The 25,532-nt window shown below is 62.4% G+C and carries 20 protein-coding genes; 9 read left to right on the top strand and 11 right to left on the bottom strand.

Annotation, left to right across the window (positions count from 1 at the left end; all coding sequences use genetic code 11):
- Positions 1-111 precede the first annotated feature (111 nt).
- Positions 112-2,616: an IPT/TIG domain-containing protein gene (locus AC0Z42_RS16150; RefSeq protein ID WP_485469212.1), complete on the top strand. Its 2,505-nt coding sequence runs from the start codon at positions 112-114 to the stop codon at positions 2,614-2,616.
- Between the two features lie 152 nt (positions 2,617-2,768).
- A complete protein-coding gene (locus AC0Z42_RS16145; protein ID WP_485469211.1) occupies positions 2,769-3,176 on the top strand; it encodes a tautomerase family protein in 408 nt (135 codons plus the stop codon).
- Here AC0Z42_RS16145 and AC0Z42_RS16140 read toward each other — a convergent pair whose 3' ends face one another.
- From AC0Z42_RS16140 to def, 3 genes are all read right to left on the bottom strand, one after another.
- Positions 3,177-4,046: a LysR family transcriptional regulator gene (locus tag AC0Z42_RS16140; RefSeq protein ID WP_485469210.1), complete on the bottom strand. Its 870-nt coding sequence runs from the start codon at positions 4,044-4,046 to the stop codon at positions 3,177-3,179.
- Between the two features lie 53 nt (positions 4,047-4,099).
- Entirely contained in the window at positions 4,100-5,056 is a 957-nt protein-coding gene (gene fmt, locus AC0Z42_RS16135; RefSeq protein ID WP_485469209.1) for a methionyl-tRNA formyltransferase, read from the bottom strand.
- Positions 5,057-5,131: 75 nt separating this feature from the next.
- Positions 5,132-5,674 (bottom strand): peptide deformylase, encoded by a 543-nt coding sequence (gene def, locus AC0Z42_RS16130; RefSeq protein WP_485469208.1) that lies wholly within the window; start codon positions 5,672-5,674, stop codon positions 5,132-5,134.
- A 255-nt stretch (positions 5,675-5,929) separates the two neighbouring features.
- On the opposite strand from def, the gene dprA reads away from it, so the two are divergent.
- The 3 genes from dprA (at position 5,930) to AC0Z42_RS16115 (ending at position 10,515) form a co-directional block, all read left to right on the top strand.
- Entirely contained in the window at positions 5,930-7,036 is a 1,107-nt protein-coding gene (dprA, locus tag AC0Z42_RS16125; protein WP_485469207.1) for a DNA-processing protein DprA, read from the top strand.
- A gap of 94 nt (positions 7,037-7,130) precedes the next feature.
- Complete coding sequence (locus AC0Z42_RS16120) at positions 7,131-7,595, top strand: Smg family protein (RefSeq protein ID WP_308923821.1); 465 nt, start codon at positions 7,131-7,133, stop codon at positions 7,593-7,595.
- Between the two features lie 259 nt (positions 7,596-7,854).
- The gene (locus AC0Z42_RS16115) at positions 7,855-10,515 is read left to right on the top strand and encodes a DNA topoisomerase III (protein WP_485469206.1); all 2,661 of its coding nucleotides are present in this window, start codon (positions 7,855-7,857) and stop codon (positions 10,513-10,515) included.
- Positions 10,516-10,583: 68 nt separating this feature from the next.
- On the opposite strand, the gene AC0Z42_RS16110 is transcribed toward AC0Z42_RS16115, so the two are convergent.
- From AC0Z42_RS16110 to AC0Z42_RS16100, 3 genes are all read right to left on the bottom strand, one after another.
- A complete protein-coding gene (locus AC0Z42_RS16110; protein WP_485469205.1) occupies positions 10,584-11,288 on the bottom strand; it encodes a hypothetical protein in 705 nt (234 codons plus the stop codon).
- 69 nt (positions 11,289-11,357) lie between these two features.
- Positions 11,358-12,767 (bottom strand): alkaline phosphatase, encoded by a 1,410-nt coding sequence (locus AC0Z42_RS16105; RefSeq protein ID WP_485469204.1) that lies wholly within the window; start codon positions 12,765-12,767, stop codon positions 11,358-11,360.
- Positions 12,768-12,806: 39 nt separating this feature from the next.
- On the bottom strand, positions 12,807-14,204 hold the full coding sequence (locus tag AC0Z42_RS16100; RefSeq protein ID WP_485469265.1) for an alkaline phosphatase: 1,398 nt from the start codon (positions 14,202-14,204) through the stop codon (positions 12,807-12,809).
- A gap of 241 nt (positions 14,205-14,445) precedes the next feature.
- On the opposite strand from AC0Z42_RS16100, the gene AC0Z42_RS16095 reads away from it, so the two are divergent.
- Both AC0Z42_RS16095 and AC0Z42_RS16090 read left to right on the top strand, forming a co-directional pair.
- Positions 14,446-15,918, top strand: coding sequence for a catalase (locus AC0Z42_RS16095; RefSeq protein ID WP_485469203.1), 1,473 nt, complete (start codon positions 14,446-14,448; stop codon positions 15,916-15,918).
- A 167-nt stretch (positions 15,919-16,085) separates the two neighbouring features.
- Entirely contained in the window at positions 16,086-16,466 is a 381-nt protein-coding gene (locus AC0Z42_RS16090; RefSeq protein ID WP_485469202.1) for a hypothetical protein, read from the top strand.
- 4 nt (positions 16,467-16,470) lie between these two features.
- On the opposite strand, the gene AC0Z42_RS16085 is transcribed toward AC0Z42_RS16090, so the two are convergent.
- The 4 genes from AC0Z42_RS16085 to AC0Z42_RS16070 all read right to left on the bottom strand — a co-directional run bounded on the left by AC0Z42_RS16085 (position 16,471) and on the right by AC0Z42_RS16070 (position 23,131).
- Entirely contained in the window at positions 16,471-20,049 is a 3,579-nt protein-coding gene (locus tag AC0Z42_RS16085; protein WP_485469201.1) for an ABC transporter permease/M1 family aminopeptidase, read from the bottom strand.
- Positions 20,050-20,051: 2 nt separating this feature from the next.
- Complete coding sequence (locus AC0Z42_RS16080) at positions 20,052-20,951, bottom strand: ABC transporter ATP-binding protein (RefSeq protein ID WP_485469200.1); 900 nt, start codon at positions 20,949-20,951, stop codon at positions 20,052-20,054.
- Between the two features lie 199 nt (positions 20,952-21,150).
- On the bottom strand, positions 21,151-22,347 hold the full coding sequence (locus tag AC0Z42_RS16075) for an ABC transporter permease (RefSeq protein WP_485469199.1): 1,197 nt from the start codon (positions 22,345-22,347) through the stop codon (positions 21,151-21,153).
- A gap of 4 nt (positions 22,348-22,351) precedes the next feature.
- Positions 22,352-23,131, bottom strand: a complete 780-nt coding sequence (locus AC0Z42_RS16070; RefSeq protein ID WP_485469198.1) for an ATP-binding cassette domain-containing protein — start codon at positions 23,129-23,131, stop codon at positions 22,352-22,354.
- 147 nt (positions 23,132-23,278) lie between these two features.
- Here AC0Z42_RS16070 and AC0Z42_RS16065 point away from each other — a divergent pair, with 147 nt between their 5' ends.
- Positions 23,279-23,719: a hypothetical protein gene (locus AC0Z42_RS16065; RefSeq protein ID WP_485469197.1), complete on the top strand. Its 441-nt coding sequence runs from the start codon at positions 23,279-23,281 to the stop codon at positions 23,717-23,719.
- 86 nt (positions 23,720-23,805) lie between these two features.
- The gene (gene coq7, locus AC0Z42_RS16060) at positions 23,806-24,450 is read left to right on the top strand and encodes a 2-polyprenyl-3-methyl-6-methoxy-1,4-benzoquinone monooxygenase (protein WP_485469264.1); all 645 of its coding nucleotides are present in this window, start codon (positions 23,806-23,808) and stop codon (positions 24,448-24,450) included.
- A gap of 433 nt (positions 24,451-24,883) precedes the next feature.
- Here the strand turns inward: coq7 and AC0Z42_RS16055 are convergent, their stop codons facing one another.
- On the bottom strand, positions 24,884-25,312 hold the full coding sequence (locus AC0Z42_RS16055; RefSeq protein ID WP_485469196.1) for an OsmC family protein: 429 nt from the start codon (positions 25,310-25,312) through the stop codon (positions 24,884-24,886).
- Positions 25,313-25,532: the final 220 nt, after the last annotated feature.

Genomic DNA, 25,532 nt, shown 5'->3' with positions numbered 1-25,532 from the left:
TCAATCATAATGTCGGTTCCTTAGATAAACATTCTCTCCAAAAGTCACCGATATGTCACATACCTCTACCACTTCTCCTGCTGTCGCGCTGCGCGGAAACGGATGCCAGCCATGAAAAACCATTTGCTTATTGCATTGATTGCCATGCTGGGCCTGTCCGCTTGCGGCGGCGGTGGAGGGGGTGGCGGTACCGGCACTGTGGTGGCGACCACCACCACCAGTCCGGCGCCGGTCCCGGCGGTGGTGTCGGCCGTGACGTCTGTTTCGGCCAATGCCATCGCCATCGGTTCGAGCGTGACGGTGACCGGTAGCAACCTTGACCGCGTATCGGCGTTCCAGGTCGGCGGCGTGACCCTGGCTGCCAGCGCTGTCAGCGCCAGCAGCGCCACCCTGGCGATGCCGGCCACGCCCGTCACCGGCGCCCTGACCCTGGTCACGGCCAGCGGCACGGTTGCCACCAGCCAGGCTATCACGGTCTACCTGCCGTTGACGGCCGGCGAACTGACGCCCGCTACTGGCGTCGTGGGCAGCAGCGTGAGCATTACCGGCACGGGCATGGCCAATGTCACGGCAGTGGTGTTTGCCAACGGCACTGCCGCCGCCGTGCAAAGCCATACTGACAGCAGCGTGACCTTCGTGGTGCCGGTCGGCGCCGCTACCGGCCAGCTGACCGTGCGCGGCACGTTCAACGAAGCGCTGACCAGCGCCGCGTTCACGGTCTTGCCGACCGTCAGCGTAACCTCGATCAGCACCGCCATCAGCGGCGCGAATGTGATCGTGACCGTGGCCGGCAGCAACCTGGACCAGGTCAATGGCGCCACCATCGGCACCACCGCCGCCACCATCGTCAGCGCCAGCGCCACCGAACTGCGCGTGTCGGCACCAAGCTCGGCCACCGGTAACCTGATGCTGTCGGCGCCGTCGCGCGCCGCCGTCAACGCCGGCACCGTGGCCGCCTTTACCCTGGGCGCCATCGATTTCTCGCAAGTATTGAACCTGAGCGCCAGCGATGCGGCGCTGCGCCTGACGCGCGGCAAGCCTGCCGCCGTGCGCGTGTCCGTGCTGGGCACGCTGGCCGGCCGCAGCAGCCCGGCGGTGACCCTGGCGGCCACTTCGTCGACCGGCGCCAACCTGGGCAGCCTGGTGCTGAGCGGCCCGGCCACCTTGCCAACAGCCAGGAATGCCTATAGCTTCGACGGCAACTTCAGCGCCGCCCTGCCAGCGAGCTGGATCCAGCCTGGCCTGCAGGTACGCGTGACCGCCGTCGGCAACGATGGCACGCAAGTGAGCCAGCAAGCCACGCCGGCCGTGTCGTCGGCCGCCAAGATGCACCTGGTGCTGGTGCCCTTGATTACCAACGACGGTACCTCCGTCTTGCCTGATGCGGAGGTGATCCGTGCCGCCATCGTGCGCGTGTATCCGTACGCCGCGGAAGACATCACCATCACCAAGCGCGTGGCGCTCAATGTCGGCGGCAGCAGCGCGGTCGACACCTGGTGGAGCGAGACCCTGCCGAAGATCGAAGCGGCGCGCAGCCAGGAAGACAGCAGCGCCTTCTACTACGGTTTTGCCACGCAGATGTCGGCCAGCCGCACCGCCGGCCTGGCCTATATCAGCGACCGCACCACAGGCGCCTCGAGCCCGTCGGCGCTGGGCCTGGACGCCAGCGCCACCCGCACCGCCTCGATCGATGCCTTTGGCAACGCCTGGCCCGAGTGGCTGACGACGATGATCCATGAAATCGGCCACAACCATGCGCTGCAGCACGTGGCCTGCGGTTCGCCGACCAACACCGCCGCCGACTATCCGTATGCGAACGGCGACCTGGGCAGCCAGCCACTGTATAACAGCAACTACGGCGCGGCGATTGGCCAGTTGAGCCAGGCTACCTACACCAGCAACGGCAGCACCAAGCAGATGAAGGATGTGATGGGCTATTGCAGCGGCGCCTGGTTCTCGGACTACAGCTATGCCCGCATCCAGCAATTCCTGGAAAGCTATGCCGCACGCATCGCCCGCACCGGCCGCAGTGTTGCCACCGGCGCCAGCGTGCTGGCCGCCGACAATGGCTACCTGACCATTTCGGGCCGCATCACTGCCAATGGCGTGCAATTGCACCCGGCCGTGGCCTCGGCCACCGCGCGCACCGGTACCGCCGACAGCAGCGCCAAATACAGCCTGCGGATTTTAACGGCGTCCGGACAAACTATTAACGTGCCATTTGATACGCAGCAGCTGGCCGACAGCCGGGTTGACGTCAGCCACTTCCGTGTCAGCTTCGCCAATCCCGGCGACATCAGCGATATCGATGTGCTGGCCAATGGCAAAGTGGTCAGCAAGCTCGACCGCTCGGCGCGCCGTGCCGCTAGCGCGACCGCCGCCAGCCTGGACACCACGCAAAGCGCCGGCAAGCTGGCCCTGAGCTGGAATGCCGAGGCCGAGCCGTATGCCGCGGTGCTGTACGTGGCCGCCGATGGCCGCAAGACTGTCGTCGCCAGCGCCCTGACCGGTGGCAGTGCCTCGGTTGACGTCAGCGCCTTGCCGGCCGGCGGCCGTTTTGAAGTGAGCCTGTCATCGTCTGTGCGCGGTCGCATGGTGAAGGTGGCGCGTAAATAAACCGTCTCGTGATTGTGATATGGAAAGGGCTTGCTGCGGCAAGCTCTTTTTATTTGTGTGAAAAGTGCACAAATTCTGTGCCGGACGGGGGCTGATGTTTTACCCGATGCTTGCCCACAATGGTGATTCCTCAATCACCCGGAAATACCGCCATGCCTATCCTTCACTTGCAGTTGTCCACCGCGCCCGACGCGCAGCAGTGGGCGGCGATTGCTGCCACCCTCTGCCGTTTGACGGCCGAGTTGCTGCACAAGGCGCCCGAGCTGACCTCGGTGGCCATCACGCACACCGACCCCGTACACTGGTTTGTCGGCGGGCCGTCCCTGTCAGAGCAGGAAAAAACGAGCTTTTTCCTCGATGTGCTGATCAGCGACGAAACCAATACGGCAGTTGAAAAGGCGGCGTATATCGCCGCTGTCCATGCGGCGATGGCGCAGGCGCTGGGGTCCTTGCATGAGGTCAGTTATATCCATGTGCATGACGCGCGCCAGGCGGCCTGGGGCTATGGTGGCCTGACGCAGCAATTTCGCGCCGTGAGGAAGAGCTTGCAAGCGGCGTGATCAGTCCCAGTCGCGCTGTGCATACCATTGCACCGCGAAGTCGATCAGGGCGCGTACCTTGGGCGACAGATGACGGCCATGCGGATACAGCGCGTACAGCGTGCGCGGCGCCAGGGTGTAGCCGGGCAGCACTTGCACCAGCGCGCCGCTGGCCAGCTGTTCGCGCACGATAAAGGCGGCCGTATTGGCAATGCCCATGCCGCCCAAGGCCGCCGCGCGCAGGGCGATGCCGGTGTTGGCGGCGAAGTTGCCGCGCACGGTCACCGCATGCGGCGCGCCGCTGTCATCGCGGAATACCCAGCTGGCGGGCTTTTCTGCCAGGTTCAAGCTGTATAACAGGCAGTCGTGCCTGGCGAGGTCCTGCGGCGTGGCCGGTGCAGGGTGGCGGGCAAGGTAGGCCGGCGAGGCGACGGCCACCATGCGGCTGCTGGCCAGTTTGCGCGCCACCAGGGTCGAGTCGGGCAGGCCGCGTGTGATGCGCAGGGCCACATCGAAGCCATCGTCGATCAGGTCGACGATGCGGTCATTGCAGACCAGGTCGATCTGCAGCAGCGGATATTGCTGCGTGAACGATGGCAGCCAGGTGGCCAGTTCCAGCGCGCCAAAGGCGACCGGTGCATTGATGCGCAGGCTGCCCGAAGGCTGTGCCTGGTGCTGGGTGACGGCGCGGTCGGCCGCATCGAGCGCGTCGAGGATGTCGCGGCTGGCCAGATAGTATTCCTGGCCGGCGGACGTCAGCGCAAAGCGCCGCGTGGTGCGGTTGAGCAGTTGCGCCCCGAGCCGGTTTTCCAGCTGGCGGATCTGGCGCGAGACGATGGAGTGGGAAATGCCCAGTGCGGCCCCGGCCGCCGTGAAGCTGCCCAGTTCCACCACGCGGCGCAGGGCACGCAGGCCGTGAGCTGATCCATGGCGTGCCTGCCCGGTTAAACGAAACGCTTGCCTTCGAGCGCGAAGCCCTTGATGAATTCGCTTGCCGGCAAGCGCTTGCCGCCCGGTTTTTGCAACTGCGTCAGGCGCAGCGCGCCGGTGCCGCAGGCCACCACGATGCCATGCTGGGCGTCGGCCGCCAGCACCTGGCCGGCGGGCTCGGCGCTGTCGGCGTCGAGCACCTCGGCGGACCAGATCTTGATGGCCACGCCGTCGACCTGGCCGCAGGCGCCGGGAAATGGATTGAAGGCGCGAATTTTCAGGCCCAGTTCCAGCGCGCCCTGGGAAAAATCGAGCGCCGCTTCTTCCTTGGCGATTTTTGCCGCGTAGGTGACGCCCGCTTCCGGCTGAGTCACAGCCACCAGCGGTTCCTGCGCCATCTTGCGCAAGGTGGCGACGATCATGCGACCGCCCAAAGCGGCCAGCTTGTCGTGCAAGGTGGCGGTGGAATCGCCAGCCTCGATCGTCACGCGCTCGATGGCCAGCATCGGGCCGGTGTCCAGGCCTTCTTCCATCTGCATGATGGTCACGCCGGTTTCGTCGTCACCGGCTTCGATGGCGCGGTGGATCGGCGCCGCACCGCGCCAGCGCGGCAGCAGGGAACCGTGGATATTGATGCAGGGTTTGATGTCGAGCGTGCTGCGCGGCAAAATCAGGCCGTAGGCGGCCACCACCATCACGTCGTAATCCGTCGCCAGCAGGCGTTCATGGGCGGCCTTTGCCTCGGCCGCGCGCTGCGGATCTTTGCTGTCCATGCGCAAGGACAGCGGCTGCAGCACCTCGATGCCATGCTGCTGGGCATATTGCTTGACGCTTGATGCGTGCAATTGCATGCCGCGTCCGGCCGGGCGGTCGGGCTGGGTCAGCACCAGGGGAATCTCGAAACCCGCTTCGTGCAAGTCTTTCAGGGCGGTAGCGGCAAATTCAGGCGTGCCTGCGAAGATCACTTTCATCTGGTTCCTGGTCGTGAAGTGTGCAGGCTAAGCCTGGCGGGTAGGACAATGCCCGCCAGTTTACCAGTTAGTGGCTCAGAAACGGCGATTTTGCGCGCGCAGGCTCGCTTCGCGCTCCAGGCCACGGATTTCCTTGACCATCTTGGTCTTGATGCGGTTGCGTTTCAGGGGCGACAAGTATTCCACGAAGACCTTGCCCAGCAAGTGATCCATTTCATGCTGGATGCACACGCCCAGCAAGCCATCGGCTTCCAGTTCGAACGGTTTGCCATGGCGGTCCAGCGCGCGCACCTTGATGCGGGCCGGGCGCTCGACGCCGTCGTACACGCCCGGCACCGACAAACAGCCTTCGTCGTAGACCTGCTTTTCTTCGCTGGCCCAGGTGATTTCCGGGTTGATGAACACTTGCAGCTGGTTCTTTTCTTCGGTGATGTCGATTACCATCATCTGGATGTGCTGGTCGACTTGCGACGCCGCCAGGCCCACGCCGGGCGCGTCGTACATGGTTTCGGCCATGTCGTCGATCAGGGTCTGCAACTGGTCGCCGAAGTCGCTGATCGGCTTGGCGACGGTGTGCAGGCGCGGATCGGGGTAACGCAGGATATTTAAGATGGACATACGAATTGGACTGTTTGGCTGGTTGAATTAGCTGGGCACATGAAGGCTGTGCGCGGCGCTGGATCGCCGGTGGTTTTACGCTGATTGAAGGGGGAATTTTATCACAGACGCCCGTATCGCTGTGCAAGGCAGGTCGTTTGCCGCCAGGAACTGTGCACCGAAGTGTGCACCTTTGTTGCGCCGTTCGATATCGCCCGCCCTGGTGCGCCGCTACCATGCAAGACGGACGTGGTGGACCGGGACGGCGAGGGTGTCATGGATGCAAATACGGTGAGTGACGACAGCGGCGGCGAACTGGCGCCCTGGCTGCGCCTGCAATGGCTACCCGGCGTGGGGCCGGTGGCCGCGCGCGCCTTGCTGGCGCGTTTTGGCTTGCCGCAGGATATATTTTCCGCATCGTTCGAAGCGTTGCGCGAGGTGGTTCCGGCAGGCGTGGCACATGCCATTTTGCAGCGGCCCAGGCCGGTCGCCAACAGCCAGCTGGAACTGACCTTGCAGTGGTTGCGCCAGCCCGGCAATGCGGTGCTGACCCTGGCCGATGGCGCCTATCCTTTGCAACTGCTGGAGATACCCGATCCACCGCTGCTCTTATATGTACGCGGCCGCCCTGAACTGCTGTCGCGCCCTTGCGTGGCGGTGATCGGCAGCCGCAATGCCAGCGTGCAGGGCATGCGCAATGCGGCCGCCTTTGCCGAGGCATTGAGCCAGGCAGGGCTGACGATCGTGTCCGGGCTGGCGCTGGGCATCGACACGCATGCGCACGAGGGCGGCCTGCGCGGCGACGGCAGCACGGTGGCGGTGATCGGCACCGGTGCCGATCTGGTCTATCCACGGCGTAACCTTGGTCTGGCGCAAAAAATTGCCGCGCAAGGCTGCATCGTCAGCGAATATGCGCTGGGCTTGCCCGCGATTCCCAGCAATTTTCCACGCCGCAATCGCCTGATCAGCGGCCTGGCGCGTGGCGTGCTGGTGATCGAGGCGGCAGCCCAGTCGGGGTCCCTGATCACGGCGCGCCTGGCCGGCGAATACGGGCGCGACGTGTACGCCTTGCCCGGTTCGATCCACTCCACCCTGGCCAAGGGGTGCCACGCCCTCATCAAGCAGGGCGCCAAGCTGGTCGATTCGGTCGATGATGTGCTGCAGGAATTGCAGTGGCCGGTCGGCGCTGGTGCGGCGGTGTCCGCACCGGCGCCGCCGGCCCATCCCTTGCTGGGCGCGCTGGGCTACGACCCCTGCGACGCCGACACCATCGCCGCGCGCAGCAGCCTGGCGATGGCCGAGGTGATGGGAGAACTGCTGGCGCTGGAAATGGCGGGGCTGGTGGAGCGCCTGCCTGGCGGACTGTTTCAACGCTGCAAATGACAGCTTGACACTTGTGTGGCGGCCTTGCCGCATGGCGCCGCTTTGTCCGCTGGCGCACTTGTGCCGCAGCGAGCTTAGCTGATAGAGTAGAGTCATGTTCGATATCCTGGTTTATCTCTACGAGACTTATTATCGCCCCGATGCCTGCCCCGAGCCGGCGGCACTGGCGCGCAAGCTGTCGGCCGTCGGCTTTGACGACGTGGAGATTTCCGAAGCGCTGGTCTGGCTGACCGACCTGAACGCAATGGCCGGCGCCGAGCAGGTGCTCACCGCGAGTTCCACCGGCACGCGCTTTTATGTTCAGCAAGAAAGCGATGTGCTGGGCACGGCCGCCATCGGCTTTATCCAGTTCCTGGAAAGCGCCAAGGTATTGTCGCCGCTGCAGCGCGAAATCGTCATCGAACGGGCGCTGGCCCTCGATGAAGCGCCCGTCACCCTGGGCAAGCTGAAAGTCATCGTGCTGATGCTGCTGTGGAGCCAGGGCAAGGAACCGGACGCGCTGATGTTCGATGACCTGTTCGGCTCCGATGAAGAATTATCGCCCCGCCTGCTACACTGAATAAAGCACGGCGGCCTGGCTCTTGGCTGCCGCCAGCCGCTTTTTGCCCGCCTGCCCATCTGCCCCGTGCTTGCATTTGCTTCTGCGCATTGTTGTCTTTAGATAACTTGCGGTTTTCTGCTTCAGGCGCTTATCATTGGCCGCTTGACAAGACCGCAAGTCACATGGCCCCGCGCAGACAAAAGCGTCGGCGCCCGGCAATGCACTGTATGATGCGCATGCTGACACTATCCTAGAGCATTTTTCGAGACTAATAACTATGACAAAAACCCTCATCATCGCCGAGAAGCCTTCTGTCGCGAACGATATCGCGAAGACGCTTGGCGGCTTTACCAAGCACGATGAGTACTTTGAATCGGATGAATACGTGCTGTCGTCGGCGGTTGGCCACTTGCTGGAAATCGCCGTACCGGAAGAATTCGACGTCAAGCGCGGCAAATGGAGTTTCGCGCACCTGCCGATGATACCGCCGTATTTCGCGCTGAACCCGATCGCCAAGACGGAAGCGCGCCTCAAAGTATTGAACAAGCTGATCAAGCGTAAAGATGTGACCACCCTCATCAACGCCTGCGATGCCGGGCGCGAAGGCGAGCTGATTTTCCGCCTGATCGCGCAAAACGCCAAAGCCAAGCAGCCGGTCAAGCGCTTGTGGCTGCAGTCGATGACACCGGGCGCCATCCGCGACGGTTTCGCCCACCTGCGTACCGATGAAGAGATGCTGCCGCTGGCCGATGCAGCGCGTTGCCGTTCGGAAGCGGACTGGCTGATCGGCATCAACGGCACCCGCGCCATGACGGCCTTCAATTCGAAAGAGGGCGGCTTTTACCTGACCACCGTCGGCCGCGTGCAAACGCCGACCCTGTCGATCGTGGTCGAACGCGAAGACAAGATCAAGAAATTCGTCGCGCGCGACTTCTGGGAAGTTCGCGCCGAGTTCGTCTGCGCGGCCGGTATCTACGAAGGCCGCTGGCTCGACACCAAGTTCAAGAAGGACGAGAACGATCCGGAAAAACGCGCCGAGCGCCTGTGGAGCAAGACGGCGGCTGATTCGATCGCCACCGCCTGCCGCGGCCGCCAGGGCACCGTCACGGAAGAGTCGAAACCGACCACCTCGATGGCGCCGGGCCTGTTCGACCTGACCAGCTTGCAGCGCGAAGCGAACTCGCGTTTCGGTTTTTCCGCCAAGAACACCTTGGGCCTGGCCCAGGCGCTGTACGAAAAGCACAAAGTGCTGACGTATCCGCGTACCGATTCGCGCCACCTGCCGGAAGACTATATGCCGACCGTGCTGCAGGCGCTGGAAACGGTCAAGGAAAACAGCAACTATCACCAGTTCGCCAAGCAGATTATCGACAAGGGCTGGGTCAAGCCGAACAAGCGCATTTTCGACAACACGAAAATCTCGGATCACTTCGCGATCATCCCGACCACCATCGCGCCGAAGAACCTGTCCGAGCCGGAACAGAAACTGTACGACCTGGTCACACGCCGCTTCATGGCCGTGTTCTTCCCGCCTGCCGAGTTCCAGGTCACCACGCGCTACACGGAAGTATCCGGCCATCAGTTCAAGACTGAAGGCAAGGTCATGACCAATCCGGGCTGGCTGGCGATCTACGGCAAGGAAGCGTCGACCGACGCCGACAAGGAAAACAATGGCAACGGCAACCTGGTGCCGGTGGCCAAGGGCGAAACCGTGCACACCGAAAGCGTCAGCGCCAACGGCCTGGTAACGAAACCGCCGGCGCGCTATACCGAGGCGACGTTGCTGTCGGCGATGGAAGGCGCGGGCAAGCTGATCGACGACGACGAGCTGCGCGATGCAATGGCCGGCAAGGGCCTGGGCACGCCGGCGACGCGCGCGGCCACCATCGAGGGCTTGCTGACGGAACGCTATCTGCTGCGCGAAGGGCGCGAGCTGATGCCGACCGCCAAGGCATCGCAACTGATGACCTTGTTGAAAGGCCTGGGCGTCAATGAACTGACGGCGCCGGAGCTGACGGGCGAGTGGGAATACAAGCTGTCGCAGATGGAAAAAGGCAAGATTTCGCGCGATGAATTCATGCGTGAAATCGCGCAGATGACGCAAATCATCGTCAAGCGCGCCAAGGAATACGATAACGACACGATTCCGGGCGAATACGCCACCTTGACGACGCCGTGCCCGAACTGCCAGAGCGTGGTCAAGGAAAACTACCGCCGCTTTGCCTGCACCAAGTGCGAATTTTCGATGAGCAAGACGCCGGGTTCGCGCCAGTTTGAAATCGCGGAAGTGGAGCAATTGCTGAAGGAGCGCACCATCGGCCCGCTGCAAGGTTTCCGCTCGAAAATGGGCCGTCCGTTTGCCGCGATTTTGCGCATCGTGCGCGATGAAGAGATCAAGAATTTCAAGCTGGAATTCGATTTCGGCCAGAACGACGAGAGCGAAGACGGCGAAGGCGTCGACTTCACGGGCCAGACGGCGCTGGGACCTTGTCCCAAGTGCAATGGCGGCGTGTATGAAATGGGCCTGGCCTATGTGTGCGAACACAGCGTGGCCAAACCCAAGACTTGCGACTTCCGCAGCGGCCGCATCATCTTGCAGCAGGAAATCTTGCCGGAACAAATGGCGAAACTGCTCAACGAAGGCAAGACCGATCTGCTGCCCGGCTTTGTTTCGCAGCGCACGCGCCGTCCGTTCAAGGCCTTCCTGGTGCGCGGCAAGGATGGCAAGGTGAGCTTCGAGTTCGAAGAGCGCAAGGCCAAGCCGGGCGCGAAAGCCCCGGCCAAGGGCAAGGCGGCAGCCGCCGAAGTCGAAGGCGAAGAAGGTACGGCGCCAGCGAAAAAAGCGGCCGTCAAGAAAGCGCCGGCGAAAAAAGCTGCAGCGGTGAAAAAGCCGGCGGTGAAAAAAGCGCCAGCCAAAAAAGCCGCAGCGGCCGAGTAAGCTAGCCGTTGTGACAGCAAAAAGCCAGGGCATGCCCTGGCTTTTTGACGTTTGGCGCGAGCACACTATCAGTCGAGATAGTCGGAATACTCGCGCTGCGCATAGTTCTGCACACGGCTCCAAGGTTGCGCCTTCGACAGGCTGGCCTGCTGTTTGACGTCGACGCGGCGATAAAAAGTGTTGGCACGGTCGCCGCTTTCGATAATCAGGGGAATCTGCTTTTGCTCATCCCACAAGACGCGCTGGAACACGCCATTTTTTTCCGCTTCGCGCCAGCGTGCGCCGGCTATCTTCGACACCTGTTTTGACAGCGGCATGGCGGCCACCAGTTTCGGGTCCAGCAGATAAAAACTGTTTTCCCAGGAGCCGTCGAAATTGACATTGTCGTATTCCGACTTCGGGATGCTGACCACCACCTTGTCGTGCGCGTCGATATATTCCACGCGCACGGTGTTTTTCTCCAGCATCACATGGCGCGGGATCACGACCGGGTTGAAATGCTTGTGTTCGTGCTGGGCGGTTTTCAACGCCACTTTCTTGTTGTGGCCGTCGTGAGCATCCATGGCTGGCGCCAGTACGCGCTCGACCCAGACGTGGCCGGGGCGGCGCAGCATGGTTTCTTCGTAGCGGCTTTCGCGCGTCACGCCCTCGGGCGTCAGCACGCGGCTGTAGTAGGTGATGGACAGGTCCAGGTCGGCCGGTGCCGGGGCGGCGGCGTGGGTGGTGCCGGCAAAGCCGGCGGCCAGCAGGACGGCGATCAGGGTCGATTTCATGTGTGCCTTTGATGTGCAAGGGGGCGGACGACACCGCGTGCCATCCGCCCCTGGTCTACAACGATGTGATTACAGGCCCAGCGCCGTCTTCAGCAACTCGAACACCTTGGTGTTGTCGATGGTGCCCTTGAAGGTCTTGGCGCCGGCGCCGGTGGCCAGCAGCTTGACGTCGCCGCCGCCGTGGGTTTCGCTGGCCAGGCGCACGCCGGTTTCCTGCAGGTAGTTATCGGCCAGCGCCGCAGCGCTGTCGACATTGGTGCGCAGGGCAGGGCGGTTCGGGCCGTTGCCGAACACCAGGGTGGTGTAGGTATTGCCGTCGGCATCCTTGCTCGGCAGGTTGTCGCGGTAGCCGCGGTTGATGTCGAGGATGGGATTGCCGCGCTTGCCATAGCCGTTGAAGGCCATCGTGTGGTCATGGTCGGCGGTGACGACGATCAGGGTATTTTCCAGCTTCGGATCGGTTTCCCTGATCTTGTCGATGGCGGCCTTGATGGCGTCGTCAAAGGCGATGGTGTCGCTCAAGGCGCGCTTGGCGTTGATGCCATGCAGGGCATGATCGATGCGGCCGCCTTCGACCATCAGGAAATAGCCATTGCTGTTCTGCGACAGCATGGACATTGCCTTCAAGGTCATTTCCGACAAGCTGGGCTGGGTCGCGCCTTCGCCCAGCGGCGTGGCGGCGGTGCGGTCCAGTTCATATTCCAGGTGGCTGCGGGTGCTGTAAAGGCCAATGAACTTCTTGTTGTTCGGCGCGGCCGCCATTTCTGTCTTGTTGGCCGCCACCGTATAGCCCTTGGCGGCAAACTCGGTCAGCAGATTGCGGCCATCGGCACGGCCGAATTTGTTGGTGGCCGAATAGGGCGTGTAATGGTTGCGCCCGCCACCCATCAGCACGTCTACGCCGTCGAGCAAGGCGGCGTTGTAGCCGGCGCCGCCGGGCACGCTTTGCGCGGCGATGGCGTACTGCGCATTGCGGTTGCAGATATGCGAGAACGTGGTGGCCGGCGTGGCGTGCGTCAGTTCCGTGGTGGTGATGGCGCCGACCGCCTTGCCCTTGGCTTTCGCCAGTTCCAGGATGGTCGGCACGCTCTTGCCGCCGGCCGGGCAGTTGTCCACGCCCAGGTTGCCGTTGGCGTCGCGGCCAGGTTCTTTGGCGATGGTTTCCTGCGCCATCGAGATGACTTCATTGTTCATCTTGACGCCGGTCATGTAGGCGGCCATCGACGGTGCGCTGTCGGTGGTTTGCGCGTCGTTCGAAAACGTCTTGATGCGCGCCGTGCGTTCCAGCTTGTCCATGGTCAGGCTGCCGTCTTCGCCGTATTTGAAAATGCGCGAGGCGGTCACGACGGAAGGGCCCATGCCGTCGCCGAGGAAGAAGATGACGTTCTTGGCGTCGGCCGCCTGGACGTTGGCGACGCTGGCGGCGACCAGCGCGCCCAGCAGGGATAATTTCAGGACAGGTTTCAATGCGTTTTTCATGGTTATCCAGTTCGTGTGTCTTGGGTCAATACCGGGCAATTACAGACCGCCGGCGCTCTTGACCAGGCCGAATACTTTGGTGTTGTCGATGGTGCCGAGGAAGGTCTCTGCGCCCATGCCGATGGCGCCCAGGAACACGTCGGTGCCGCCGTGGGTTTCGCCGCCGACCGCCGTGCGGATCACCGCTTCCTGGTGATATTCATTGGCGCTGGTGACGGTTTCGTCGAGGCTGGCCATGGCGGCGCGGCTCGATTGCGTGCGTTTTTCACCATTGCCGAAGCCGATGATGGAATATGGCGCGCCGTCCAGGTCTTTCTCGACCGCGCCTGTCACGTAGTTTTTCACCACGCCCAGCACGCCCGGATTGCCGGCGGCCGTCTTGCCGGTGCGCTTGGCATAGCCGTTCAGCACCAGGGTATGGTCATGGTCGGCCGTGACGACGATCAGGGTATTGGCCAGGGTCGGGTCGGTCAGCCTGGCCTTGTCGATGGCGGCCTTGATGGCGCTGTCGAAAGCGACGGTGTCCTGCAGCGCTTTCTTGGCGGTGGTTTCATGCAAGGCATGGTCGATGCGTCCACCCTCGACCATCAGGAAATAACCCTTCTTGTTTTTTGCCAGCACGTCCATGGCCTTGGTGGTCATTTCCGCCAGGCTTGGTTCTTTTGCTGCATCGCGGTCCAGCTCATACGCCATGTGGCTACTGGTAAACACGCCGAACAGGCGGTCGGTCTTGCTGGCGTCCACCGCCTTGAAATCGGCGCCGGTGTTGGCGATGGTATAGGTTTTCGCTTTCAGCTCGGCCACCAGGTCGCGCCCGTCGGCGCGCTTGCCGCCGTCCTTGACCGGCTTGAAGAACTGCGCGCCGCCGCCCAGCACCACTTCCAGGCCTGTCGTGCCCAGCGCGCTGTTGTAGCCGGCGCCGCCCGGCACCAGGGCCGCGGCGATATCGTTTTCCAGGTCGCGGTGGCAGATATGGGCGTAAGTTGCCGCCGGCGTGGCGTGCGTCACGCGCGCCGTGCTGACGACGCCGGCCGCGTAGCCCTTGGCCTTGGCCAGTTCCAGCAGGGTGGTGGCCGGCGTGCCGTTGCCGGTGCCGCAATTGTTGACCAGCTTGTTGCCGTTGGCATCATTGGTCGGATCCTTGGCCACCGTGTTGGTCGACATGGAAATGACTTCATTGTTCATTTTCACGCCGGTCATGTAGGCCGCCATCGAGGGCGCGCTGTCGGTGACCTGGGCATCGTTCGAGAAGGTTTTCACGAACGCCGTTTCCGGCAGGGTATCCATGGTCAGCGAACCTTCTTCGCCCACGGAATAGATGCGTGCGGCCGTCATGGTGGTCAGGCCCATGCCGTCGCCGAGGAAGAAGATGACATTCTTGGGCGGCGTTGCGGCCACGTCGTCGTTCTTGCTGCTGCTGCCGCAGGCGGCCAGCATCAGGGTAATGGCGACGCTGCAGCCAGCGGCGGAAAATTTTCGTGTCATGTCGTGGATCCGGCGAGGTTTAAAAGCTAACAAGATAGCAAGCCATTGTTACGCCCTAGTGACGATTTGATACAAACTGGAAACATATGGCAATCATTTGCAATAACTATTGATCCGATAAAATCAATTATCTTTTCCTTTGGTGCTGCGCTCGTTACACTGTATCCATCAGTCAACAACGAAGGAAAGCACCATGAGCACGCCGCCGCCAAATACTCCCCTGTCCACCTCTTCCGGCATTCCGCTGGCCGACAACCAGAATTCAGCCAGCGCCGGTGCGCGCGGTCCCTTGCTGCTGCAGGATTTTCACTTGCTGGAAAAACTCCAGCATTTCAACCGCGAGCGCATTCCCGAGCGCGTGGTGCATGCGAAAGGTTCCGGCGCCTACGGCACCTTTACCGTCACCCATGATATTTCCGCCTACACCAAGGCAAAACTGTTCAGTGAAGTGGGCAAGCAGACGGCGACGTTTGCACGCTTTTCCACCGTCGGTGGCGAACGCGGCAGTGCCGACACCGAACGCGATCCGCGCGGCTTCGCCCTGCGTTTCTATACGGAAGAGGGCAACTGGGACCTGGTCGGCAACAATACGCCGATGTTCTTCATCAAGGACCCGATCAAGTTCCCCGACTTTATCCACACGCAAAAGCGCGATCCGCAAAGCAACCTGAAATCGGCCGAGATGATGTTCGACTTCTGGAGCCATGCGCCGGAAAGCCTGCACCAGGTCACCATGCTGTTTTCGGACCGCGGCACGCCCGACGGCTATCGCCACATGGATGGCTTCGGCAGTCATACGTACAGCCTGATCAATGCCGACGGCCAGCGCGTCTACGTGAAATGGCATTTCAAGACGCGCCAGGGCATCCGGAACCTGCCGGCAGCCGAAGCGGGCCGGCTGGCCGGCAGCGACCCCGATTACGCCCAGCGCGACCTGTTCGGCGCCATCGAGCGCGGTGAGTTTCCGCAGTGGGAAGTCAAGCTGCAAGTGGCGACCGACGAGCAACTGGCGCAATGGGAGCAGCGCACGGGCTGGAATCCGTTCGACCTGACGAAAGTGTGGCCGCATGCGGACTTCCCATTGCTGCCGGTCGGCATTTTTGAGCTGAACCGTAACCCGGACAATTACCATGCGGAAGTGGAACAGGCGGCGTTTTCGCCAGCCAACGCGGTGCCCGGCATGGGCTATTCGCCCGACAAGATGCTGCAAGGCCGTTTGTTTGCCTACCACGACGCCCAGCTGTACCGGGTCGGCACCAATCACCAGCATCTGCCGGTGAACGCGGCGCGCTGCCCCTTCCATAACCAGCAGCGCGACGGTGGCATGGCGATCAACAATGGCGGTGCGGCGCGCAACTACGCCAATGTTGCCGCTGCCGGCAGTGCACCGCAAGGCCTGGGCCATGGCGAGCCGGCCCTGGCCCTCGATGGCGGCGCGGCGCGCTACGATGGCCGTGGCACGGAGGACGACTACACGCAGGCCGGCAATCTGTTCCGCTTGCTGACGGCGCAAGGCAAGCAGAACCTTTTTGACAACCTGGCCGGTCCTTTGAGCCAGGTGCGCGAGGAAACCCTGCAACGCCAACTGGCCCATTTCGACCAGGCCGATCCGGCCTACGGTGCTGGCGTGCGGGCCGCCTTGCAGGCGATCGGCAAGCCGGCGTAAGCCGCTGGCCCGTCCGGCAACAACCGGACGGGCTTGATATTGCGCAAGGTCAAGCTGTTATCAAATATTGCCGTATGGACATAGTTGCCAACCATGCGTAGACTAGGCTGTCTGAGGATCGCGCCGCCGCTTTGGTAGCGTGCAGGCTAGAAAGTTTGACGATGAATATGGCAAAGTTGACCGTGCATGGGGATGACCTCACGCTCAAGTCCATCCTGGAAGTATTGCCGACCGAGCCCGAGCGCCAGTGGCGCAAGGGCGAGCCGAAAGGTGCGGGCCGCGTGTATCTCGATTCCGGCTTCGAATTGCTGGTGGCGCAGGCCAGCCAGGCGCAGGTCTTGCCATCGCGCATACGCAGCTATTTGTCCGAATGCCGCTCGCGCGGCGTGACCTTCAGCATGCCGCGCATCGTGGCCGAACTGCAATTTGAATTGCGCGGCGGCGAGTCGCCAGGCACCCCGGCAGCAGTCCCGCTGGACTTGCCGCTGGGCGACCTGGCCGTCTTCAGCGAAATGGGCATCAGCCTGAGCGTGGCCACCCGCGCCTGAAGCCCTAGCGCTCGCTGATATCGACCGCGATCATGTTGTCGTCCGGCTTGCGGTCGACCAGCTTGTTGTCCGGGTCGATGCCCGCCCTGGCCGGCCGGCCCGCCACCACCACCGTGTAGCTGGCCTCCTTGCCTGTCATCAGCTTGCGTTCGCGCAGCAAGGCGTTGCCATCCTTGTCGTCCACGCCGATCTCGATCAGGTCGCGCAGTGGCGCTTCCCGCTCTTCTCCCTGCTCGCCCGCATGCAGCTTGCCGGCCTGGACCTTGATGGTCACTTCATGGCGTCCGTCCGACAGCTTGCGGGCCGTCGCCGCCAGCGCGCGGTTATCGAACAGCACGATTTTCTCGAACAAATCATCGATCAGATACGCCTGCTCCGGCGGCGTGACCTTGCGCAAGCCATCGATCAGCGCCGTCACGCTGGCGTACGGTGGCAACTGGCTGCGATGCTGTTGCAGCAGCTCGCGCAGCACGCCATTGATCTTGTCTTCGCCGACCAGGTCCTGCAGCAGATACATGGCCAGCGCGCCCTTGTGATAGTCGATATAGTTTTGCCGGTCATTGTCGGCCAGCGGCAGTTCGCGCTTGCGCTCTTCGGCGCGGCCCATCAGGTAGCGGTTCAGGTCATGGCGCAAAAAGCGCCGCATCTTGTTCGGGCCGGCGGTTTTTTTCATCACCATCAGCGCCGAATATTCGGCCAGCGTTTCGCTCAGCACGCTCGCGCCGCGGGTGTTGCCGCCCACCAGCTGCTGCCCCCACCACTGATGCGCCACTTCGTGCGCGGTGGCGTAGAACGGGTAGTCGAGATCCTTCGGGTTCTTGTCGTCGACCCTGGCGACAAAGCCCAGGCCTTCGGAAAACGCTATTGTTCCCGGAAACGACTGCGCCTGGCTGGCATAGCGGGGAAACTCGACGATACGCACGCTCTTGTGCTGGTAAGGGCCGAAGTTTTTCGTGTAGTACTCGAGCGCTTCCTTGCTGGCGCGCACGAAACGGTCCAGATTGACTTCGTGGCCAGGCTGGTAATACACATCGATGGCGACGTCCTGCCAGCGCTCGTGCCTGACGGCGTAGCGGGCCGACTGGACGGCATAGAAGTTGAGCATCGGCTGGTCCATCTTGTAATGGAAGTAATGCCGGCCCTTGTCTATCCAGTCGTTGTCCAGCACGCCGGGGGCGATCGCCGTCTGGCCGTCGACGGTGCTGACGGTCGCTTCAAAGTTGATGCGGTCGGCGTCGTTGCCGACATAGCTGTCAGCCAGGCCGCGCGCATCGTCGCGTGCCGGCGTGCGTTCGCGTGGCGGCAAGCCGTGCCGCTTGCGGTCGCGCGGGTCGTCCAGTTCCAGCTGCTGCTGGTAGCCGACATGCGGCAGCACGGCGTTGGTAAAGAAGGTGCCGTTGGCTACCACCGGCGTGTCCTGGCCCAGGCCCAGCACGCCGCGCGGCGCGTAATCGACGTCGAAATCAAGGCCCAGGGTGGCGCCCGGCAACAGCGGCGCGGCCAGGCGGTAGCTGTAAAAGCCCAGGCGCGTGTCGTCCAGGCCAGGGTGGACGCGCGTATCGAAGCGCAGCCGCATGCTGGCGGCAGGATCTTGCTGGATGAAAATCTGGCTGATCGGCACGGCGCTGCGGTTTTCCAGCAGGTAGCGTCCCTTCACCTTCAGGGTGCGCTGGCCAGGGTAGATGGCCACGTCGAGCTTGACGTCGGCGATGCGCGGCTGCGGCGTGGCCGCCAGCTTGCGGTACTGGCGCTCGAAGCTGGCGCGCTCGGCGTCGCGTGCATAGCCGGACTTGTAGTCGTTGGCGATATGGAAGGTGTAGAACAGGATGGCGCCCGACACCAGGAAGATGGCCAGGCCGGCGCCGAAGCTGGCCAGCACCGGCTGGCTCAAGGCGTGGCGCGCCAGGCGCAAGCGGATGCGCCAGCTGTCGTGCGCGCCGCGCGGCCAGCACAGCAGGGCCAGCACGCTCAGCATCACGGCCGCGCCGCTCCAGTACAGCAAGTACCAGCGTTCGCGCAGCAGATAATGGCCGGTGCCGTTCATGGCCGAGTAGACGAAGCCGGGCGTGCTGCCATACAGCAGCAGCGGATTGCTCAAGTCCAGCGAGCCGAAGGTCAGGGTCGCGCCGTAATACAGGATCATGGCGAAATAGGCCAGGTAGCGCTGGTTGATCAGCACTTGCAGGAAAATCGCCAGCACGGCCGTCAGGGCATAGCCGGGCAGTTGCGTCAGAAACAGCGCTTCGAAGTACAGGCCGGGATCGAGCCGGTAATAGCCCTTGACGATCTGGATCGACATGCCGCACAGCATGATCACCAGGCTCAGCAATGCCTGCAGGCCGATCAGCGCAAACAGTTTCGACAGCAGCGGCAGCCAGTTCGGCACGGGCAGGGCGTCGAGCATCAGCTGCAGTCCGCTTTCGCGTTCACGCCACACCAGTTCGCCAGCATAGAAGATGGTGATGACCAGCATGAACGGGGTGAAGGAGGCGCTGACGATGTCCAGCACTTTTTCCGTTACCGGGTAGGTATTGGTGCCGTACATCGAACCCATGTCCAGCGCGCCCGCATACATCACCAGCACGCCGGCCAGCACGATGACGAAAAAATAGATGTTCTTGATGGTTTCGCGCAGGTTCAGCCAGCTCATCTGCAGCAGCAGGGCGGCCAGGCTGCGGCGGGCGAAATCGGGCTGCTCGTGCGTATCGAGCGCACTGTTCGACAGGCGCGCCGGCGGCGTGGCGTCGCCCTGGCGCCCGGCCGGGCCGCTGTCGGACGCGGCGCGGAAATGAAAGCGCCAATAGCCCAGCAGCAAGGCCAGCAGGGCCAGGCCGCACCAGATGGCGCGGTTGATCAAATACACGCCTTCGAGCGTGACCAGGCGCGTGTTGCGCTCGGCATTGGGCCAGTATTCGGTCAGGCTGATCAGCGCCGTGGTGCCGAAGGGGTCGATCAGCGCGGCCACCGTCTTGAAGTCCAGGTCGCGCGCCAGCGACGGCGCCACCAGGTAGCCGATCAGCATCACCACCGAGCTGATGTACACGGGCAGCATGCGCCGGGTCAGCGCGGCAATCACGAAAAAGATGGCGCCGAAGATCAGCAGGTTGGGCAGCAGCGTAAATGCATACGGCATCACATACGCCAGCAGGCGCTGCGGCCCCAGTCGTTCCTGGTCGATGCCGGGCAGCCAGCTGCCCAGCCAGGCACCGAGGATAATGCTGGAAAACACTACCGCCAGCACCACGGTGGCGCCGAGAAAACGGCCGAACACATACTGGTATTTGCGGATCGGCGCGCTGAAGAAGAAGTGCTGCATGCCGTATTCGACATCCTGCTGCACCGAGCGGCCCATCATGGCCGCCACCACCACCGCGCCGAAGCAGCCCAGCACGGCGCAGCTCAAGGCCAGCGAACGCGGTGCATTGATCAAAAACCTGCCGCCCATGCTGATGGAAATTTCCTTGAAGGCGCCGCCGGCGGCGGCCATCCACAGCATGGACAGCGCCAGGAACATGGCGAAATACACCCAGGTGGACAGCAGCTTGAAACGCTGTCGTGCTTCAAAGAAGGCAATCGCAAACATGCTTACTCCTCGCCGCAGCCAGGGTCGACGCGGTGGCGTCCGGCGATGGTGGCGAAATACAGGTCTTCCAGGTCGCCGATGGCTTCCTCGAAACCATCGCCCGGGTCAGTATCGCTGTAGACATGGATCAGGGTGCGGCCCGACAGCAAACGTGTGGAAATGACGGCGTGGCGCTGCTGGAAGCTGGCCAGCTCCTTCTTGTCGACAAAGCGTGCCCAGATCTTGCAGCTGACATCATCGATCAATTCCTGCGTCTTGCCGCACAACAGCACATGGCCCTTGTTGATGATGGCCATGTTGGCGCACAGGTCGGCCACGTCGGAGACGATATGGGTCGATAAAATGACGGTCTTGTCTTCGCCGATGTCCGACAGCAGGTTGTGGAAGCGCACCCTTTCCTGCGGATCGAGACCGGCCGTGGGTTCGTCGACGATGATCAGTTTCGGGTCGCCCAAGAGGGCCTGGGCGATGCCGAAGCGCTGGCGCATGCCGCCCGAAAACGTGCCCAGGCGCTGGTGGCGCACATCGAACAGATTGGTCTGCTGCAGCAGGCCGTCGACCACTTCGCGCCGGCGCGCGCGCTGCGACAGGCCTTTCAGATTGGCAAAATGGTCGAGCAGTTCGTAGGCCGTCACCTTCGGATACAGGCCGAAGTCCTGCGGCAGGTAGCCCAGCATGCGGCGGATCTCGTCCTTGTCGTCGAGCACGTCGTAGTCGCCGAAGAAGACCGAGCCGGAATCGCATTCCTGCAAGGTCGCCAGGGTACGCATCAGGGTCGACTTGCCGGCGCCGTTGGGCCCGAGCAGGCCGAACATGCCCGGTGGGATCGCCAGCGAAATATCGTCCAGCGCCACGACACCGTTGGCGTAGGTCTTCGACAAATGACGAATCTGCAATTCCATACAATTCCTTGCTCATGCTGTTAGACGTGCGGCGCCCGGCGCCTGGCAGGCAGTCCGGGGCTTTTCCATGATGGCATTGTATTGAATAAAAGACGTGCTGGGCAGTTGCTTGCGATGTACGGTATTTTCGCGTGCCCAGAGTGCAATTGGCGGGGTGGAACGGCGCCGCGGCCTTGCCAGCGCGCGCCGCCTGCGATGATCAGTTGCGAAACAGCACCGCTTCGCGCTTGAACCACCAGCGGCACAGCAGCAGCAGGGCGCCGGCGATGACCGTGGTCGAGGCCAGGATCACGCCGAACATGCTGTAGTCCATGGTGCCCTTGACCAGTTCCTTCATGGCCAGCGAGACGTTGGTCAGCGGTACCATCGCCCACAGCCAGTTCAGTTCCACGCCGGGCAGCATGGCCACCACGATCGGCAAAATGGTCAGCAGCATCAGTGGCGTGATCATGCCGGCCGCTTCCTTGTAGCTCTTGGCATAGATCGAGATCGACAGCAGCAACGAGGCGAAGATGGCGGCCGTCGGCACCAGCATCAGGGTGATCATCGCCAGGTCGGTCAGGGTAATGCTGCGCACCATCATGGCCAGGTTGCCTTCGAGCGAGTTGCCGAACAGGGTCAGCAGTACGGCCATGCTGCCGACCATCAGCACCGCCGAAGTCATGCCGACGGTAAACAGGACCAGGAACTTGGCCAGCACGATGGCGCCGCGCGGCACCGGTGCCAGCAGCAAGGTTTCCAGGGTGCCCCGTTCCTTTTCGCCGGCGCCCATGTCGATCGCCGGATACATGGCGGCCGTCAGGCACACCATCAGCAGCAGGTAAGGCAGCATGCCGCCGATGATCGCGCCCATCTGCTCGCGCTGGTCGGCGGTGGATTTTTTCTCCAGCAGCACCGGCGCCATCGCAAACGCCAGCTGGCCGGGATTGAGTTTCAGGGCCGACAGCGCCTCCTGGCGCAAGCTGGCGTTGTAGCCATCGATCACCTCGCGCACGCGCTGCTGCGTCACGTCGACCGTGCTGGCGCTGTTGTAGTGCAAGGTAATGGTGGCCTGGCGCTGCTGTTGCAAGGCGGCGTCAAACTGCGGCGGAATCACTACCGCGAACTTGATGCGTTCATCCGCAATCGCCTGGCGGATCTCGCCTTCGTCCTTCAACGGCACCAGGCGCAAATTGGTTTGCTGGCCAAAGCGCGCGCTCAAGCCGGGCGCGTGCTGCTGGCCGAACAGGGCATAGCGCAGCTCGGCCGCCTTGGCGTTCTTGAACATATTGCTCGATACATAAGCGAAGCCGCCAAAGATCAGCGGCATGGCAAAGATCGGAATCAGGATGGTAAAGATCAGGGTCTTGCGGTCACGCGTGAGTTCCAGCAATTCCTTCAGGTAAATGGTCCACATGCGTTCAAGCTCCCCGGTTGATGACGCCGACAAAAGCGTCGTACAAATCTGCGCTGCCACCGAGCCGGCGCAGTTCGTCCACCGTGCCGTTGAAGGCGGTGGTGCCATGGTTGATGATGCAGACGCGGTCGCACAGCTTTTCCACCTCGTGCAGATGGTGGGTGGAAAAGATCAGCGGCACGCGCAGCGCCTTGTAGCTGGCGATAAAGTCCAGCAGGATCTTGGCCGACATCACGTCCAGGCCGGTGGTCGGCTCGTCGAGGATCACCACCTGCGGCGCATGCACGACGGTGCGCGCGATCGCGCATTTCTGCTTCATGCCTGTGGAAAGCTGATCGGCGCGCTTGTTGCCGTAGTGCTCCATCTGCAGCAGGGCGAACAGCTCATCGCAGCGCTGTTTGAGCTTGTCGGCTGGCATGCCGTGCAGGCGGCCGAAATATTCCACGTTCTCGCGCGCCGTCAGGCGGCCGTACAAGCCGGTCGAGCCGGACAAAAAGCCGATGCTCTGGCGCGCCACCAGCGGTTGCTGCAAGACATCGACGCCGTTCAGCAAGGCGCTGCCCGCATCGGCCTGCAGCGCGGTCGACAACAGGCGCAAGGTGGTGGTCTTGCCGGCGCCGTTCGGCCCCAGCAGCCCCAGCACTTCGCCCGGAGCGCAGCTGAAACTGACGTCGCGCACGGCGTGAAACCAGCCGTCATGGTCGCGCGGGTCGGGCGTCGAGGTGGTTTTGTCCTTCTGTGGCGGCATGCGAAAACGCTTGGCCAGGTGCTTTACCTCTATCATTGGCGCATCCAATCTGGTGGGATCTTCAGGGTAGCATGTAAAAAAAGTAACTTGCAATAGGGAAATAGTGAACAGCTATTGAAAAAGGCGGCATCTTCATGCAAGCTGCGCCGATGGGGCGCTGCTTGGCGGCGCAGGGGGAGTGCAATGAGAAACATAGACGAGGCGATGCAGCAGAAAGTGCTGGCCGTGGCGCGCGCCGGCATGACCAGCGCGGAAGCCATCGGTTTCTTTCGCGTCAGCCTTGGACTGTATTATCTGGCCGGCTTGATGACGCAGGAAGAGCTCGATTTCAAGAAGATCGATGCAAAATACAACCGTTTCATTTACCACACGCTCGGTGGCGGCCACAGTATTGCCAGCGTATTGCAATTCATGAGCGGTGAAAAAGTGCTGCGCGTGCTCGAGTCGCCGCGCTTCCTGGCCGCTTTTGCCGCGCATTGCCCCGATATTCCCATCGACAGCATGTTTTTCCTGGTTTCATTGAATCTGGGCGTGGCAAAAAGCCTGTCGGGCCTGGACGCCGTCGGTCCCGTGGTGGACTGGATCGAGAAGGAAAAAGCGCGCACAGGTCAAGCAAGTCAGTAAAGCCCGCTCCGCCCGCGCGGCGTGCCGGGACGGCTGGGCGCGATCGTCCTATAATCATGTTTTACCTAGACATGAGTTCCGTGACGATGACCGCACAACGCTACTTCAATCCCCTCGATCGCTTGATTGTCGATGCCGACAAGGCCTTGCGCGTGATCGCCGGCGTAGCCTCCGCTTCGCGCCCGACGCCGGCCGCGCAGTCGCCCGACGCCACCTTGAGCGCGGCCGAGCAGCGCCACAGCGCAGGCTTGATGCGCGTCAATCATGTCGGTGAAGTCTGCGCGCAAGCCTTGTACAACTCGCAGGCGCGTTATGCGCACAGCGCCGCCATTCGTGCTCAGTTCGATGAGGCCGGGCGCGAAGAGGAAGATCACCTGGCCTGGACGGCGCAGCGCCTGAATGAACTCGGTTCGCGCCTGAGCTTGTTGAACCCCTTGTGGTACGCCGGCTCGTTTGCGCTCGGCACCATCGCTGCACGCATGGGCGACGGCCGCAGCCTGGGCTTTGTGGTGGAAACGGAAAAGCAGGTCGAGGCGCACCTGGAAAGCCATCTGGGCGAGTTGCCGCCGCAGGACGCCAAATCGCGCGCCATCGTGCGCCAGATGCAGCTCGACGAGATCGAACACGGCGCCGCCGCCCAGCGCCTGGGCGCCATCGACACCCCGGCGCCGGTCAGGGCGTTGATGGGCTTTATGGGAAAAGTCATGACCAAGACGGCGTATTATGTATAAAAAGCGCCAGTCCAAGATTAATGCCGTTCAGTTAAGCTGTCTGATGCATTGAATGCGTAAGGCCTAAAAACGTAGAAACGGCGGGCCGGAGACGCGAGCCCGAGAAAATGCCGATGGCTGCGTTGCAGCTCCTAGCCGTACATGCGTACTGTCTTCGTCGCTGCGCCTTGCCCTCGACATTTTTCGGACCCGCTTGGCCCGGTGGGCCTGTGCTGGAGACCGCGGCCTCAATCCGTTTCGCGGGTTTCCTGGCAGCGTAGGCGCGCTAACTGCACGGCATTACCAGTCCAAGAGTGCCTTTTGATGCAATCCATAGTCGCCAAACGCCTGACAAAACCGTAGCGAGCGGAAGGGAGAGGTGGTTGAGAAGCGCAACCGTACTTTAGTACGGTGAGCATCGCAGACCGCCTATACCGACGCGCAGTAGGTTTGGTCAGGCGTTTTCTTCGATAATCTCGAACGAGTGGGTGATCTCTGCTGTTTTTGCCAGCATGATCGACGCCGAGCAATATTTGTCGTGCGACAGCGCCACGGCGCGTTCCACGGCCGTTGGCTTGAGGGCTTTGCCGCGCACGGTGAAGTGGAAGTGGATCTTGGTAAACACCTTCGGATCGGTTTCGGCGCGGTCGGCCTTGAGCGTCACTTCGCAGCCACTGACGGCTTCGCGGCCGCGTTTCAGGATCAGCACCACGTCATAGGCGGTACAGCCGCCGGTGCCCAGCAAGACCATTTCCATCGGCCGCGGCGCCAGGTTGTGGCCGCCACCGTCCGGCGCGCCATCCATCGTCACCAGGTGGCCGGAGCCGGTTTCTGCCCGAAAACTCATGCCCGACGGGCCATTCCAGCTAACTTTGCATTCCATCTTGCTTCTCCGAAAATTGTAGGCGTTTTGTATTGTAATTGAGGAATGACTGTCCATGTTTGGCCCGGCCAGGCGCAACCGGCCGTGATGGCGGCGGCAATTGCGGCTTGACCGGGCGGGGCAAAGCCGCTTATACTTGTCGGCTTTCCGTTCGCTCAGGAAAAGTAAATAAGGCAGAGTCCGCGCAAGTAACCAGGCGGAACCACCATTTGAGCGTGTA

It is taken from the genome of Janthinobacterium sp. 1L-D-8-B-C4 (genome assembly GCF_057291295.1).
The sequence above is the reverse complement of the archived record's forward strand: the minus strand, read 5'-3'. Positions and strand labels throughout refer to the sequence as shown.